Annotated in this window: 12 protein-coding genes and 3 pseudogenes; 10 read left to right on the forward strand and 5 right to left on the reverse strand. The window is 52.3% G+C overall.

From position 1 onward, the window contains the following. Nucleotides 1-210 precede the first annotated feature (210 nt). From hslO to KQP84_RS04530, 4 genes are all read right to left on the reverse strand, one after another. Nucleotides 211-1,077 (reverse strand): Hsp33 family molecular chaperone HslO, encoded by an 867-nt coding sequence (gene hslO, locus KQP84_RS04515; protein WP_215845383.1) that lies wholly within the window; start codon nt 1,075-1,077, stop codon nt 211-213. Between the two features lie 51 nt (nt 1,078-1,128). After that, nucleotides 1,129-1,530: a ribosome-associated heat shock protein Hsp15 gene (gene hslR, locus KQP84_RS04520; protein WP_215845384.1), complete on the reverse strand. Its 402-nt coding sequence runs from the start codon at nt 1,528-1,530 to the stop codon at nt 1,129-1,131. A 13-nt stretch (nt 1,531-1,543) separates the two neighbouring features. Next, nucleotides 1,544-2,194 (reverse strand): GMP/IMP nucleotidase, encoded by a 651-nt coding sequence (yrfG, locus tag KQP84_RS04525; protein WP_215845385.1) that lies wholly within the window; start codon nt 2,192-2,194, stop codon nt 1,544-1,546. A gap of 63 nt (nt 2,195-2,257) precedes the next feature. Continuing rightward, nucleotides 2,258-4,393 (reverse strand): intracellular growth attenuator family protein, encoded by a 2,136-nt coding sequence (locus KQP84_RS04530; protein WP_215845386.1) that lies wholly within the window; start codon nt 4,391-4,393, stop codon nt 2,258-2,260. Between the two features lie 424 nt (nt 4,394-4,817). Here KQP84_RS04530 and nudE point away from each other — a divergent pair, with 424 nt between their 5' ends. After that, on the forward strand, nt 4,818-5,363 hold the full coding sequence (nudE, locus tag KQP84_RS04535) for an ADP compounds hydrolase NudE (RefSeq protein ID WP_370661478.1): 546 nt from the start codon (nt 4,818-4,820) through the stop codon (nt 5,361-5,363). 68 nt (nt 5,364-5,431) lie between these two features. Here the strand turns inward: nudE and mrcA are convergent, their stop codons facing one another. Beyond that, nucleotides 5,432-7,981, reverse strand: a complete 2,550-nt coding sequence (mrcA, locus tag KQP84_RS04540; protein WP_215845387.1) for a peptidoglycan glycosyltransferase/peptidoglycan DD-transpeptidase MrcA — start codon at nt 7,979-7,981, stop codon at nt 5,432-5,434. 116 nt (nt 7,982-8,097) lie between these two features. On the opposite strand from mrcA, the gene pilM reads away from it, so the two are divergent. The 9 genes and pseudogenes from pilM (at nt 8,098) to dam (ending at nt 15,522) form a co-directional block, all read left to right on the forward strand. Then, nucleotides 8,098-9,090: a pilus assembly protein PilM gene (gene pilM, locus KQP84_RS04545; protein ID WP_252515222.1), complete on the forward strand. Its 993-nt coding sequence runs from the start codon at nt 8,098-8,100 to the stop codon at nt 9,088-9,090. After that, a complete protein-coding gene (locus KQP84_RS04550) occupies nt 9,083-9,445 on the forward strand; it encodes a PilN domain-containing protein (RefSeq protein ID WP_252515223.1) in 363 nt (120 codons plus the stop codon). The genes pilM and KQP84_RS04550 overlap by 8 nt, the downstream gene beginning before the upstream one ends. Next, nucleotides 9,438-9,932, forward strand: coding sequence for a HofO family protein (locus tag KQP84_RS04555; RefSeq protein WP_215845389.1), 495 nt, complete (start codon nt 9,438-9,440; stop codon nt 9,930-9,932). Before KQP84_RS04550 ends, KQP84_RS04555 begins: the two co-directional genes overlap by 8 nt. Further along, nucleotides 9,922-10,305 (forward strand): HofP DNA utilization family protein, encoded by a 384-nt coding sequence (locus KQP84_RS04560; RefSeq protein ID WP_252515224.1) that lies wholly within the window; start codon nt 9,922-9,924, stop codon nt 10,303-10,305. The genes KQP84_RS04555 and KQP84_RS04560 overlap by 11 nt, the downstream gene beginning before the upstream one ends. Beyond that, nucleotides 10,244-11,511, forward strand: a pseudogene (hofQ, locus tag KQP84_RS04565) (DNA uptake porin HofQ). The gene KQP84_RS04560 and the pseudogene hofQ overlap by 62 nt, the downstream one beginning before the upstream one ends. 364 nt (nt 11,512-11,875) lie before the next feature. After that, nucleotides 11,876-12,388: pseudogene (gene aroK / locus KQP84_RS25220) on the forward strand (shikimate kinase AroK); the annotation flags it as partial. Between the two features lie 46 nt (nt 12,389-12,434). After that, a pseudogene (gene aroB / locus KQP84_RS04570) lies at nt 12,435-13,522 on the forward strand (3-dehydroquinate synthase). A gap of 70 nt (nt 13,523-13,592) precedes the next feature. Beyond that, a complete protein-coding gene (locus KQP84_RS04575) occupies nt 13,593-14,615 on the forward strand; it encodes an SPOR domain-containing protein (RefSeq protein ID WP_215845391.1) in 1,023 nt (340 codons plus the stop codon). A 94-nt stretch (nt 14,616-14,709) separates the two neighbouring features. Continuing rightward, on the forward strand, nt 14,710-15,522 hold the full coding sequence (gene dam / locus KQP84_RS04580; RefSeq protein WP_215845392.1) for an adenine-specific DNA-methyltransferase: 813 nt from the start codon (nt 14,710-14,712) through the stop codon (nt 15,520-15,522). The last annotated feature ends 58 nt before the right edge of the window (nt 15,523-15,580 follow it).

Here is a 15,580-nt window from a genome sequence, read left to right on the forward strand (position 1 = left end):
ATTTTTCAGGCAACTGCACGATCGCGCGCAGTTTACTCTTCTGAAACCTCGGTAAAAGTCTTGTTCCTCAGAAATGCGACGCAGGGCGCGTTAAGGCGATATTTCGAACGTTTTGAAGTTGTTAAGAAAGTAAAAAAAGATAATTTGCTTTGAAAATTATGGGGATAGGTGGCAGGAATTGAAAAGGGCGGCAAGGCCGCCCGCAAAAAATTAGTGCAAACGATCGCTGTTTTCGACCGTATTGGTGCGGATAGCCGCAATGTCTACTGCATCAAAAATGTAATGCGACCCGCAATAATCACAGTGCATGTCGATTTTGCCATCTTCTTCAATGATCTCATCGACTTCTTCCTGTGGCAGCGTTTTTAACACATCACCACAACGCTCGCGCGAACAGGTACATTTGTAAACGACTGGCTGCGGTTCATAAACGGTGGCTTCTTCCTGATGATATAAACGCCACAGCACGTCGTTGGCTGGCAGGTCAATCAGCTCTTCGGTTTTGATGGTTTCGGTGAGCGCCGCAAGATGATCAAAATCGTCTTTATTGGTCTCTTGTGCAGGCATGACTTGTAGCAGGATGCCTGCCGCGCCTTTTTCATTGGTACGAATAAACAGACGCGTAGGCAGCTGTTCAGAACGCATGAAATAATCTTCCAGACACTCGGCCAGCGTTTCACCTTCCAGACCCACTACGCCTTGATAACGCTCGCCTTTTTCTGGCGAAATAGTGATGACCAGATAACCGTTGCCCACCATGCTTTTCAGTGTGCTGTCATCGGGGATTTCACCTTTAAAACGTGCCACGCCGCGCAGTTCCTGGTTATTGTTGCCGTTGATCACCGCCAGCGACAGCGGGCCATCGCCCTGCAGCTGTACGGTAATTTCACCGTCAAATTTCAGCGTTGCGGTCAGCAGGCTGGTTGCAACCAGCATTTCGCCCAATAGCGTCTGCACTGGCGCAGGATAATCATGATTTTTAACGGTCTCATGCCAGGTATTGGAGACGTTCACCAACTCGCCGCGCACGGCCGCGTTTTCAAACAGGTAACGATGCAGTTGATCTTGTACAGACATAGGTTTTCTCTCGGTGAGGGCGAGGCGTTTCAGCGCCTGAAAGGTGTAGCGCTACTCATCGCCCGATAATTTAAATTTCATCAGATCGCGACGCTCTTTTTTATCTGGTCGGCGATCGGGATGTGGCATCGTGAGTGCATTCATTTTGCGCGCCTGCGCCATTTTCTCGCGCTTCTCAATGCTGGCGTCGGTTTCACGATACAGTTGTTGTGCTTCACTGGCGGGACGACGCTGATCGCTTACGTCCATAATCACCACGGTGCGTTCGTCATTGCCCTGGCGCAGCGTCAATTCAGCATTCAGCTCAACCAGTTTGCTGGGTTTGCTGCGCTGGCCGTTGTAATGCACTTTGCCGCCTTCAATCATTTCACGCGCGATTGAGCGGGTTTTATAAAAGCGCGCGGCCCATAACCATTTGTCGAGGCGCACGCCCTCGCTAACTTTTTCTTTCATCGCTGCTCCTGAATCAAATCAGCGTGCGGTAATCGCTTACTGCGACATGACGCTGAAAGAGTTGCTCAGGTCGACCCGAATCGGGATTACTCACGCCTAAGCACCAGCCAATGCCCCAAACCTTTGCGGCATCCAGAATCGCTTCGTTGTCATCAATAAACAGCGTACGCGGATTAATAAATCCGGTTTGCTGTTGTACCGCTTGCCATAAACGTTGGTCTTCTTTCGGATACCCAAAGGTGTGGGTAGAAAGTAATAAATCAAGGTGTGGCGCTAAACCGGTTTGAGCCAGTTTGACGTCCAGATTGTAAGGATGCGCATTGGTGAGCAAAATGGTGCGCTTGCCGGCGCGACGAAGAGCCTGCAAAAAAGGCAGCGTATCTTCGCGCATCTTAGCGCGGCTGCGCTTCTCCCAGGTCATGGCACGAATATCCAGCGCCAGCTCCTGCGCCCAATAATCCAGACAATACCAGTTTAGCGTATGCGCGACGGCCTGATACTTTTCCGCAATGATCTGCTCGGCCTGCGCCAGCGTAATACCGCGTTGCAGGCTGAGTGCTTCCGGTACATGCTCCAGCCAAAAATGGCGATCAAACGCCAGATCAAGCAGCGTGCCGTCCATATCGAGCAGCACGGTATCAATTTCAGACCAGTCGAACGTCATTGGTTTAACCCCGAAGCTTTACCCGAAAAAATTGGGCAACAGGGTAGCACAGAAGGAGAGGGCTCAGAATAACGAGCGCACGCTCTGTATAGAGCCGAGGTTATGATTGAAGCACTTATCGTAATAGTGCTGGATGTCGGTCATGCGCTGTCGATTAAGGTGCATGCGGCGTAGCGCCAGCAAACCGTTAATGATCCCGCAAGTCACCAGCACCAGCAGCAGCAGCGCGGTGCCGAGATAGCGCCACTGCGCCATCGCGTCAGGTTCGTTATGCAGGGCAATGTGACGCGTGCCGTTCGCATCGGTGGTGATGCTGGTAATAATACCATTGGCGCTAAAGGGAGTGTGCAGCAACATAGCGGACAAACGCTGCAGCTCATTCCACTGCGAAGGTGCATCCAGATCAAACAGTGACACACCCGGCTGCGGCTGATTCACTAACTGACGACCTTCATCGCTGACAATCAAGAAACCACCCGGCGGCGGGCTATTCAGATTTTCAGACGCACGACGCGTTTCACGGAAGAAGAAAGTCGATGTGGCGGTATTAACCAGGTTTTCCAGCGCTTCAGCGCTGACCGGACGCAGCAGCACGTTCATCCCATTCAACTGACCCGAGTCCGCGCGACGTACCAGCGCTTCCCAGTCTTTTGCATTGCCCAGGTTAACCAGCGCATTTTTCAGACGTACGCAATCTTGCTGCTGACTGCAGAGATCTTGTGTTTTCAGGACTAAATCTGAGAAATCGTCTAACAAAATCATGCCCGATTTTTGAATGGCTGAAGCCAGTTGCGGGTTGAGTTTGGGATCGGTATTGGTTTCCGGGTGCAACTGTCGGGTAGTGGTATCCAGCAGCGCGGCCGCTTTATCAATAATATCTGATTGCGGCTGGGGTAACGGCGTGGCGTTGTTCCAGTAAACGGCTGAGCAATCGAATGGCATGTAAGCGTAGCTGCGATTGCTTTGATAATTATCAGGTACTGAACACATGCCTGTACCGCTGACCTTCAGGCTGTCACCAATATTGAGAGCAACGCCATTAAGTTTATCTACGCTGCTGACTTGCAGGCTATCGGTGCCTTTCGCCCAGGCAAGGCTGAGCTTGATCGGCATGCTAAGTGGAACCCAGGTTACCAGTAGCGTCAGCACCAGCAGAGACCCGCATGCCAGTACCACGTTCTTACGCCAGCGTTGAATCGGAAAATTTTTGACTTCGTCCTGCAGAGAAAGAAAACGTCCCTGACGCACGACTTGTCGATTGAGGTAGATCTCGACATCAGTAACCTGGCCCAAATCGTGGGCGACGTAAGGCTGCCAGTGTGGCGGATAGGTTAAATCAATAATGCCTAGCGTGATGTTGCTCTGCTCTTGATTAGATTCGCCAAACAAGCCCCAGCGTTTAGGTGCGCCACGCAAACAGTGAATGTCACGCAGGCGACTTTCAGCGGGAAAGCGATACAACAACCACAGGCTGACGCCAATCATGGCGCATCCAGCCAGCAGCAGCCAGATCATCAAACTCGTGGGAAGCAGCAGACTGACAAAAAACAGCAAAAAGGCCAACGAGATAGTCACGGCTTCGCGTGTGCCATCCGGGCGGGAGAGGCGATACTCTTCCGGCGTCTCTTTGCGCACCTGCAGTAGCTCAACGTTCTCACTTTCCGCTTTACGAATGGAGGCGTTGGTGGACATGGGCCGCATCAACGTCGGCAAGGCAGATTGATTTAAGGCGTAATCAATCAGCGAGTGGCCATTAAGCGAAATAACCAAAGGAATGGATTGGGTGCGAATCAGCTCAACGTAGTTCTCGTCGGCGATGTATTGTTCCCATAATGGCGGCAGATGAACTTCGACTTCATCCAGATAATAACGCCACTTGTGCGGATCGTCGGTCGATAAACCGTAGCGCGTAATTGCACGGGTAACGGGATAGACATTATTGCTTTGCGCGGTTAGCGCGATTTTGCCATTGCTAGGGCGTTTCTCGCCGGGCAAAGCATCGCGCGGCTGCTTTTCCAGCGTCGCGACATATTTTTCAACGGCGATGCGTTCTTCATCAGAGAGTTTTCTGCAAGGCGGACTGATAAATGGCAGTGGTTTCGCCAACGGCGGGCGATGCCGCATAGCGTACCAAAATCCGATGCCTGCCAAAATTGAACAGGTTAGCACTACGGCCAATAGGGTAATTATTGTGCTCATGCTTTGCTCAATTCAGCCAAAATACTGCCTTCACGTTAAATACGCACTCCTGGATGCTCCCACAAGTTAAGACAAATTATGCGGGAATAAACAACGCTGACAAGTTAAACACCAGATGAAATACTGCTGCAAATCATTTAATTAGAAGTTTTTACAACATGCCTTGTCGGAATGGTAACTGGCAAATGCTTAATTAAATATCGGTATTATCTGAATTTTAAAGTGGAGCATTGACTAATTAAAAATAGTGTTCAGTAGTAACCTAAGAGGTTTATGGCATTGTGCTGATGCTTCCTGCTTCCCCCGATTAACTGACTGTCGCACATTTGGACGCGGTTAGGTATGCTGATCCGCTCCTGACCGCTAGTGCAGCAATGTTTGAGGCTGATATGAAAAATACGTTAAAAAACCTGACATCCTCAAGGTGGAAACTGTGGCGCGCTCGCGGCTATTCACGATCGAAGCGGTCAATTTAACCTTCAGTAACGGTGCTCATCGTGTTTACGAACGCATGAAACCTTCGGAACGTGAAGCCGTAATGATCGTGCCCATCGTGGATGATCATCTGATTTTGATTGAGGAATATGCCGTCGGGCTGGAAAGCTACGAGCTCGGTTTTCCTAAAGGCTTAATTGATCCGGGCGAGTCGGTGAATGAAGCGGCCGATCGAGAGTTGAAAGAAGAAGTAGGCTTTGGCGCGGGTGAGCTGACGTCGCTTGGCAAACTCACCATGGCACCTTCTTACTTCTCCAGCAAAATGAATATTGTGGTGGCGGAAGGCTTGTATGAAGAGAAGCTGGAAGGGGATGAGCCGGAACCGTTAATCGTGCGCCGCTGGCCTCTGAGCGACATGCTTTCACTGTTGCAGGAGCCCGACTTCCGCGAAGCACGCAACGTCAGCGCACTGTTTATGGTGCGTGAATGGCTGGTGAAGCAGGGCCGTATTCAATACGAAACTTCAAAAAGCTAAGGCATAAAAAAGGCTGACATCGTCAGCCTCGGCATTCGGAAGGGACGACGTTAGTCGTCCCTTTTACATCAGAACAGCTCATGACTTTGACCATTATCCATGATGGTAGTACCAACATCATGGACAGAATACTCAGTAGGCTGCGTGCCATTAATGAAGAATTCCTGACGCGTATTTCCGCCGTTAGCCAGTTTGCCGGTGTTACGGTCGATAGTGACCGTAACCACGCCATCGGGAGGTGTTAACGGTTGCACCGGTACGCCATCCAGCGCGGCTTTCATATAGTCGTCCCACGCCGGTTGCGCACTCTTCGCGCCGCCTTCATAACCAGAAATCTGATCGGGAATCGCACCAGACAAGGTGCTACGACCCAAATCGCGACGTGCATCATCAAAGCCAATCCACACCGACGTGACTACGCCCGGGCCGTACCCTGAGAACCACGCATCTTTTGAGCTGTTAGTGGTACCCGTTTTACCGCCGATATCATTACGCTTCAGATCGCGTGAGGCGCGCCAGCCCGTTCCCATCCAGCCCGGTTCGCCAAATATATTGGTGTTGAGCGCGCTCTTGATCAGGAACGACAGCGGGGTATTAACCACATGTGGCGCATATTGCTGATCGCCATTTTGCTGTGACTGAGTGGGAACCTGCTCCAGTTCCGGCTGCGGCACTGCACTGTTTTGATTCTGGTCGGAAGCCGCGACGTTTTCGACGCTCTCCTCGTTTAACGCGAGGGCTTTCTTCGTATCACCATAAATCACCGGCAGATTGCACTGCGGACAGGCAATTTTTGGCTTCTCTTCAAACAGGGTTTGTCCCTGTGCATCCTCAATCTTTTTGATGAAATAAGGATTGATCAGGAAGCCGCCGTTCGCCATGACTGAATATCCACGTACCACCTGCAGAGGCGTAAACGAGGCTGCACCCAACGCCAGCGATTCGGTATGAACAATGTTTTGTGCAGGGAAGCCGAAGCGCTGTAAATACTCAGCAGCATAATCAACACCCATTGCACGCATTGCTCGCACCATCACGACGTTTTTCGACTGACCTAAACCCTGACGCAGACGAATCGGGCCGTCGTAGGTTGGCGGTGAGTTTTTCGGACGCCAGTCCGCACCTGCGCCTGCATCCCAGCGCGAAATCGGTACGTCATTCAGAATTGAAGCCAGCGTTAAACCGCGATCCATCGCTGCGGTATACAAGAACGGTTTGATGTTTGAACCGACCTGACGCAGCGCCTGAGTTGCGCGGTTAAACATGCTCTGATTGAAGTCAAATCCACCCACCAGTGCGCGAACTGAACCGTCCGTCGGATCGAGTGAAACCAGCGCAGAGTTCACATCTGGTACCTGTCCCAGCCACCAGCTGTCACCGACTTTGCGTACCCAGATTTGCTGCCCGGCCTGTAACACTTGCGTCACGCTCTTCGGCGTTGGCCCTTGCAGCGTGTCTGATTTATAAGGACGCGCCCAGCGCACGCTGGCCAGCGTTAACGACACGTTGGTGCCGTCTTTCATTATGGCTGTGGCTTCATCGCTGTTCGCATTGGTGACCACCGCCGGAATCAGCGGACCGTAAACCGGCAACTTTTTCAGTGCTTTTTCGATTTCCGTCTGGTTCAGTGCGGGTTCACCCACTCGCCACAACACATTGGTTGGGCCGCGATAGCCATGACGCATATCGTAAGCCATCACGTTGTTGCGCACCGATTCCTGCGCAGCCTGCTGCAGTCGACGCGTCACGGTGGTGTAAACCTTGAATCCTTCGGTATAGGCATTTTCGCCGTACCGCTTCACCATTTCCTGACGCACCATTTCGCTGAGATAGGGTGCGGAGAAGGCGATTTCCGGTCCGTGATATTTGGCCACCAGCGGTGTGTTGTGCGCTTCATCATACTGCTGCTGGGTGATGTAATGCTGATCCAGCATACGGGCCAGCACCACGTTGCGGCGCGACAGCGCGCGGCTGTGAGAGTAGAGCGGGTTAAAAGTAGAGGGCGCTTTCGGCAAACCGGCAATCATCGCCATTTCGCTCAAGGAAAGCTGATCCACTGGCTTACCGAAATAGACCTGTGCAGCAGCACCCACGCCATACGCGCGATAGCCGAGGTAGATCTTATTCAGGTAAAGCTCAAGGATTTCATCTTTCGTCAGCAGCTGTTCAATGCGGATCGCCAGAAATGCTTCTTTGATTTTACGCATCAAGGTGCGTTCAGGGCTAAGGAAAAAGTTACGGGCGAGCTGCTGAGTAATGGTACTTGCACCTTGCGAAGCGTGGCCAGAGACCAGCGCAATGCTGACGGCACGAAATATCCCGATCGGATCGACGCCATGATGCTCATAAAAGCGGCTGTCTTCGGTCGCGATAAACGCTTTTACCATCTCAGGCGGCACCTGTTGCAAGCTCAGTGGAATACGGCGCATCTCACCATATTGAGCCATCAATTCGCCGTCTGCGCTGTAAACCTGCATTGGAGTTTGCAGGCGCACATCTTTCAGTGTGTTTACGTCGGGTAACTGCGGCTCTATGTACTTAAAAAGACCATAAACCGAGCCGACTCCCAGCAAAATGCAACACACTGCAAGGATCAATAAATACTTTACGAACTTCACCTGAGATTTCCCATCTGTTGTCAATTGGGCAGTTTATAAACAACCGCGCGGTAGTATAAAGGCAAGCCAGACGCTTTGATATGTCCATTTTCCCTGACGATAAGGAGATCGCGCGCATGGCTTTTCACACATGGCAAATTGGACTGGATATTCAGAATAGGCAGCTTTGTGCCCTCGCCATCCAGCCTCATCGAGAAGGCTGGAAGTTGTGCCACTGGTGGCAGCAGCGGCTGCCGCAAGATACGTTAAGAAACGGCGTGCTGCAATCTTCGCCTGAATTAGTCGCGGCGTTAACCACATGGCGCAAGCGCTTACCGCAGCGCTATTCGCTACGCGTTGCACTGCCTGATCATCTGATACTGCAACGGCCTTTGCCGCTGCCAACACAATTGCTGCGAGAACCCGCAATGCAGCGTTACGTTCAGGCCGCGGCGCGAAAACTGTTTCCCATTGAGCCGGAGGCGCTGGCGCTGGATTACCGTGCCGATCCCGCGAGCGGCCAGCTCTGCGTCACGGCGGCGCGGCAAGCCGTGGTTGAACAGTGGTATGCACCGTTACACCAGGCAGGGTTACAACCCGCAGTATTTGAACTGACTTCTCAGGCATTTAATGTGACAGCTAAAGCCGCCAGGTTACCTGTAAATGGCGTACTGGTTTTACGTCATGAGACGCGCTGGCTGTGGAGCGATGGCGCCGCAAGCCACGGCACTAGCGAACTCGCCACGCTGGCAGAACTGCAACAGCAGTTACTGCCGCAAGGTATCAATATCCGATTATGTGATAACAGAGAAAATGCCCTTTCTGCTGGCGCAGAGCCGTTTTCCCCTTCGATTTGTTTCACTATAAGCAGCCACCAATGCCGGAATACGCCAGCGATTTTACGCTCGCTGCTGGACTTGCTTTACGTGCGGAGGATCGCTGATGGTCGCAGTGAATCTTCTGCCCTGGCGTCAGTTGCACTGGCAGCGTCAGCGGCGACAAAGCTTCAGTATTGTTTCGCTGCTGCTGTCTGCCATTGTGTTACTCGTTGCGCTACAGGCGTGGCGTACGCATTCGATTTCGCAAGCCGCGCTTCAGCAACAAGAGACGCTACGCACGGCATTGGATGAGATCGCTCAACGCCTGACGCTGCAAAAACAGGCGATGCAACGGCTGGCTACGCAGCAAAAGCGGCTGGATAACCAGCAAATTCAGATTCAACAGCTTGCCCGCTGGCAACAATTTTGGCTCGATTTACCGGCCTTACTGCCTGACACGCTCTGGCTTCAACGGCTGGAAAAGCGCGACCTCCAGCTATTTTTAGAGGGGCATGCGCAGGATATGCAGGCAATTCGCGCTTTCCGTCATCAACTGGCGAATTATCCACTTTTCACTTTAGTGCAGCAGGGCAGCGTAAAGCGCCAGTCAGAAGGACATTATCGTTTCTCATTGCGGGCGCAACTGCAGGAGATAACCGATGAATGAGTGGATACAGCGCTGGTTAAATCTGAGTACATTGCCGCGCTATATCCTGTTAATGGCGGCAGCGCTGAGTTTGCTACTCATTTGCTGGATAGCGATATTGCGTCCGCTAAAAGTAGCCCAGAGCGCATTGCTGCTTTCTCTGGAACAGCAGCAACATAGCTTGCAACGGCGCCAACACCAGCTTGCGCAAAATCCCTCACTGGAAACATTGCAACAACAGTGGGTGCAAGCATCGGCGCAGTTGCGTTCCGCTTCTTCAGTCCCCGCGTTAGAAGCTCTTTTAGCGGCGCGGGGTCAGCAACTGGAACAATGGCAGCCGGATGCTCAACCGCGAGCGTTAACATTGCATCTTCAGTGGGCGCAATTTCAGCCGCTGTTCGCCGAAATGGCTACATCTTCTGCGCCGTTTCCTCAGCGTTTTCAGTTGGCTATGCAGCAGACGCACTTAGTGGCTGAACTTTGGCTGGAGCATGAAGATGCACCGTAGCCTGCTCCTTTTACTGCTGTGTTGTTGCAGCGTGTTGGCACGCGATCCGTTTCAACCTGTTCTTGGTGCAGCCTGTGTTCAGCCCATTGAACCGCTAGCGGGCTGGCGCTTGCAGGGCATCATTGGCCGTGACAACCATTTCCAGGCATGGCTTCTCGCCCCACAGGGAAAAGCCGTCAAAGTACATACAGATGATCCTTTTCCGCTTGTGCCGTGGAGAGTGAAGACATTAACGCGGCATAGCGTCTCGCTGAGCGTTGAAAACAGCTGCTCAAGGCAAACAATCTCATTCCAATTAAAAGGACGCGCACGTGATAAGGACGATCATTTTAACGTTGGCCTTGTGTTGTCTGACGCCAGCCTTCGCCAATGATGAAAAACTCAGCCTTGCCTTTGATGATACGCCGGTGGAGCGCATTTTACAGGCGCTGGCTGATTATCAAGGTATCAATCTGCTGATCGCACCCGACGTACAAGGTGCTCTCACGCTGCGGCTGGATGATATGCCTTGGTCCCAGGCGTTGGATCTGGTTTCACGTATGGCGCGCCTGACGCTGATTGAAGAGGAGAACGTCCTACTGGTTTATCCCGAAAGCTGGCAGCAGCAACAGCAGAAAGAGGAAAAAGCGCAGCAGGAAGAGAAGCAACATCAGCTACCCTTGAAACAGCGTCGTGTCGTGCTGCATTACGCTAACGCCAGCGATGTGCATCGCAGCCTGCTGGGGGAACGCCAGTCATTGATGACGCTGCGCGGCAGCGCCACCGTCGATAGTCGTACTAACACGTTGCTGTTACGCGATACCGAGGCGGCGTTGAAAGAAACTGAGCGCTGGCTGCAAGCGCTGGATGTGCCGCTGGAGCAGGTAGAACTGGCCGCGCATATTGTGACCATCAGTGAGGAGCATTTGCATGAGTTGGGTGTGAACTGGGGTTTGCACACTGCCGAAGGTGCTGTGATTAATGCCTTACGCAATCCTCAACTGAATATACCCCTTGCTATCAATGCGGCTGGCGTAAGCGTCGGCGTTACGCTGGCACGAATCGGTGGACAATTGCTTGACCTGGAGCTAAGCGCGCTGGAACAAGAGAATCAAATCGAAATCATTGCCAGTCCACGTTTGTTTACGTCTCATCAGCAAACCGCTTCTATTAAGCAGGGCACTGAAATTCCTTATGAAGTATCAGCGGGAAACAGCGGTGCAACCAGCATTGAGTTCAAAGAAGCGGTGCTGGGCATGGAAGTCACGCCGACAGTGTTGGGCAATGGGCGCATTCAGCTGAAAATTCGCATCAGTCAGAATGTGCCGGGCCGCAGCATTAAAACGGGTGAAACCGAGGTGCTTTCCATTGATAAACAAGAGATTGAAACGCAAGTGACGTTGAAAGATGGCCAGACGCTAGCGCTCGGTGGTATTTTTCAGCAGCAGCGAAGCCGAGGGCAAAATCAGCTGCCACTACTCGGTGATATACCGCTATTAGGCGCGCTGTTTCGTCAACAAACGGAAGAGCGTAAAAAAAGGAGCTGGTTATCTTTATTACACCGCGATTGGTCAGGGAAGCAGCGCTTACCGCCGGATAAACCGGAAAATAGCGCCCTAAATGCCATCTACGTTGACGCAGCGCAGGAATTAGCATACAAGGTTTAGCGATTTTCAATACGTTGTAACCGTCCATGTTGGTTAAAATCCAGCAAAGGAATCAGAAATCTCCTCTGAAAGCCGCGTTGTAAAAACGCAGTGCTGACGCGTTACAGTTTCGCGAACGACAGGCCAATTCAGAAATGGATGTGCTGCAAGCAATATAATCGGTTGCCAAACAGCCTTGAGTGTTGAGATAATTTTCCATCTGACTCTTGCTAATGCTCATGAGGTCTCAGTTCCTGTCCCGCCAGCGAGAAGCTGAACGCGGGGTATCATTAACGAATTCTTAGTAATACCGACAAAATGGCAGAGAAACGCAATATCTTTCTGGTTGGGCCGATGGGTGCCGGCAAAAGCACTATTGGCCGTCAGTTGGCTCAGCAACTCAATATGGAGTTTTTCGATTCCGATCAGGAAATTGAGCGACGCACCGGAGCGGATGTGGGCTGGGTTTTTGATGTCGAAGGCGAAGATGGCTTTCGCGATCGCGAAGAAAAAATCATTAATGAACTGACCGAGAAGCAAGGCATTGTCCTGGCGACGGGCGGTGGTTCCGTTAAATCCCGAGAAACCCGTAATCGTCTCTCCGCCCGCGGTGTCGTGGTGTATTTAGAAACCACTATCGAGAAGCAACTGGCGCGCACGCAGCGTGACAAAAAACGTCCGCTGTTGCAGGTGGATTCACCGCCACGCGAAGTGCTTGAAGCGCTGGCTGGCGAACGTAATCCGCTGTATGAAGAGATCGCTGATGTCACCATCCGTACTGATGATCAGAGTGCGAAAGTGGTGGCGAATCAGATTATCCACATGTTGGAAAAAGTTGATCCAACACCCAAAAGCTCTGTAACAGGTATTGAGCATCATGGAGAAGATCACTGTTTCATTGGGGGAACGTAGTTACCCCATCACTATCGCCGCCGGACTGTTTAACGATCCGGCTTCTTTTGGCCGTTAAAGGCAGGCGATAATGTCATGCTGGTAACTAACCAGACATTGGCACCGCTCTACCTTGAGAAACTGTCGACGCTGTTGACAGCGGCGGGCGTGAAAGTGGATCAGGTGATTTTACCCGACGGCGAGCAATACAAAACGCTCGCCGTGATGGATCAAGTCTTTACAGCATTGCTGCAAAAACCGCATGGTCGCGACACCACGCTCATCGCCTTAGGCGGCGGCGTGATTGGCGATCTAACCGGTTTCGCCGCCGCCAGCTATCAACGTGGCGTGCGCTTTATTCAGGTGCCGACCACCTTGCTGTCGCAGGTTGACTCCTCGGTAGGCGGCAAAACCGCTGTTAATCATCCGCTCGGCAAAAACATGATCGGGGCATTTTATCAGCCCGCTTCGGTGGTGATTGATACCGACTGTTTGCACTCACTGCCGCCTCGTGAACTGGCGTCGGGTCTGGCGGAAGTCATTAAGTACGGCATCATTCTTGATGGCGAATTTTTCACGTGGCTGGAGCGCAATCTTGACTTGCTGTTGACGCTGGATACGCAAGCTATGGCTTACTGTATTCGCCGCTGCTGTGAGTTAAAAGCAGAAGTCGTTGCGGCTGATGAACGTGAAAATGGTCAGCGTGCGCTGTTGAATCTGGGCCATACCTATGGCCACGCGATTGAAGCGCACATGGGTTACGGCAACTGGCTACACGGCGAAGCGATTGCGGCAGGCATGGTGATGGCCGCACGTACTGCTGAACGTTTAGGTCAGTTCAAAACAGACGATGTCGATCGTGTTATCGCTTTACTGCAGCGCGCTGGTTTACCCGTGCACGGCCCAGAAGAGATGAAAGCGGAAGATTATTTGCCCCATATGATGCGCGACAAGAAAGTGCTCGCCGGCGAATTGCGTCTGGTGTTGCCTTTGTCGATCGGCCGCTCTGAAGTGCGTAGTGGCGTGACACATGATAGGGTGCTGGCTGCAATTAACGATTGCCAGAAATCTTGATATTTAGCAGTTAAGCGGTAAAGCGGCGCGTAAAAGCGTAACGCGATAACCGCTTTACGGAGGAGGCAAAATGGATGAGTTCAAACCGGAAGATGAGTTAAAACCTGACGCCAGTGACCGCCGTCCCTCGCGTCCACGCAAGTCGTCTTCTGCACCTAAAGTGCCGGTTTCCCGTCAACACATGATGATGGGTATCGGCATTTTGGTTTTGCTGCTGTTAGTGTTGGGCATTGGCTCGGCGTTAAACGGTTCAGACGAGAGCAAACCGGCGTCGACTGGAAACAATCCTGCATCTTCTGGCGGCTCTAACGCTACGGGTGACAGGAATATCGATCTTACCGAATCAACCTCCATGGCGGGCGGACAAAACACGCCTGCGACCGAGGCACCCGCGGAAAACAGCGCGCCTGTGGCGGATAATGCCAGCAGCGCGCCACGTGATGTCTCCATGCCAGCGGTCTCCTCTACACCCACGCAAGCCGCACCGGTAGAAGCGCCTGCGAACCAGCAGCGTGTTACTTTGCCAGGCGATCTCAACAGTGCGCTGAGCAATCAGCAGCAGCAAGTTGATAATGCTACCCAGAGCGCTACCAGCTCTTTGCCAACGGCGCCTGCGACGGTAAGCGGTAACGCAAATAGTGGAACAGCAGCGCCTGCTATCCGTCCAGCACCGGTAAAAAACAGCACGCCAGCGCGTGCTCAGCAGCAGCAGCCGCACAGAACTGCTTCGAAACCTGCGACCAGCGAAAGCAAAACACACACCACGCCAGCGCGTCCAGTAACCAGCGGTTCGGGCACCAGCAGCACGGCAAATAGCGCGAGCAGCACATCGCTGCCGGGCGGCAATTACACCTTGCAGTTGAGCGGGGCATCGCGAGCTGACAGCCTAAATGCCTGGGCGAAAAAGCAGAATTTAAGCAGTTATCACGTATACAAAACTACCCGTAACGGTCAGTCGTGGTTCGTACTGGTGAGTGGATCGTATGCGACACCAGCCGATGCCAAACGTGCCGTTGCCTCGCTGCCAGCCGGTGTGCGTGCGCAGAATCCATGGGTCAAACCGCTGAGCCAGGTTAAGAAAGAAGCCCAATAATAGATGTGGGGCCAGCGATGTTGGCCCCGTTTTAAGCGCAGATCTGCTGTCGGTCCAGCCACAGCCTTACCATAAGATGTATTACCACGACAGCATGAAGAAAAATCGCGCTTTCCTGAAATGGGCGGGAGGAAAATTTCCCTTAGTAGAAGAGATTCATCGCTACTTGCCGCAAGGCGACTGCCTGATTGAACCCTTTGTTGGTGCCGGATCGGTGTTTCTTAACACTGAATTTGATCGCTACATCCTTGCTGATATCAACAACGACTTAATCAATCTCTACAACATTGTCAAAAACCGCACGGCAGAATTTATTCGTGATGCACAGCTGTTATTCACCCCAGAAGGGAACAGCGAAGTCTGTTATTACCTGCGCCGTACCGAATTTAATCTCAGCACTGACAGCTATCAGCGTGCGCTGCTGTTCCTCTATCTGAATCGCCACTGCTACAACGGTTTGTGCCGTTATAACCTGCGCGGCGAATTCAACGTGCCCTTTGGTCGTTATCGCAAACCCTACTTTCCTGAAGCGGAACTGTTATGGTTTGCCGAACGCTCACAGAAAGCGACATTTGTCTGTGAGTCATACGATGTTACCCTGACCAATGCCCTTAAAGGCTCCGTGGTGTATTGTGATCCACCGTATGCACCGCTCTCGACAACGGCTAATTTTACGGCGTATCACACCAACAGTTTTAGCCTGCGTGAACAGCAGCATCTGGCGGAGTTGGCGGGCAAACTGGCGACTGAAAGCCAAATTCCTGTATTGATTTCCAATCACGATACTGCGCTAACGCGTTTGTGGTATCAGGATGCAGTGTTACATGTGGTTAAAGCCCGGCGTTCTATTAGCCGAAGCATAAGCGGTCGCACGAAGGTCGACGAACTGCTGGCGCTCTATAGCTAGTCTGTTTCGTCCGCGACCAACGCATTACGCCAACCGTATGGTTGGCCACAACAGTGGG

The organism is Candidatus Pantoea bituminis, assembly GCF_018842675.1.
Classification (GTDB): Bacteria; Pseudomonadota; Gammaproteobacteria; order Enterobacterales; family Enterobacteriaceae; genus Pantoea; species Pantoea phytostimulans.

Excerpts from the sequence above, each read along its gene's own strand:
- pilM (WP_252515222.1), top strand. The coding sequence starts at position 8,098 with ATGGCTTTTCACACATGGCAAATTGGACTGGATATTCAGAATAGGCAG.
- hslO (WP_215845383.1), bottom strand. The coding sequence starts at position 1,077 with ATGTCTGTACAAGATCAACTGCATCGTTACCTGTTTGAAAACGCGGCC.
- yrfG (WP_215845385.1), bottom strand. The coding sequence starts at position 2,194 with ATGACGTTCGACTGGTCTGAAATTGATACCGTGCTGCTCGATATGGAC.
- KQP84_RS04530 (WP_215845386.1), bottom strand. The coding sequence starts at position 4,393 with ATGAGCACAATAATTACCCTATTGGCCGTAGTGCTAACCTGTTCAATT.
- KQP84_RS04555 (WP_215845389.1), top strand. The coding sequence starts at position 9,438 with ATGAATGAGTGGATACAGCGCTGGTTAAATCTGAGTACATTGCCGCGC.
- dam (WP_215845392.1), top strand. The coding sequence starts at position 14,710 with ATGAAGAAAAATCGCGCTTTCCTGAAATGGGCGGGAGGAAAATTTCCC.
- KQP84_RS04560 (WP_252515224.1), top strand. The coding sequence starts at position 9,922 with ATGCACCGTAGCCTGCTCCTTTTACTGCTGTGTTGTTGCAGCGTGTTG.
- KQP84_RS04575 (WP_215845391.1), top strand. The coding sequence starts at position 13,593 with ATGGATGAGTTCAAACCGGAAGATGAGTTAAAACCTGACGCCAGTGAC.
- hslR (WP_215845384.1), bottom strand. The coding sequence starts at position 1,530 with ATGAAAGAAAAAGTTAGCGAGGGCGTGCGCCTCGACAAATGGTTATGG.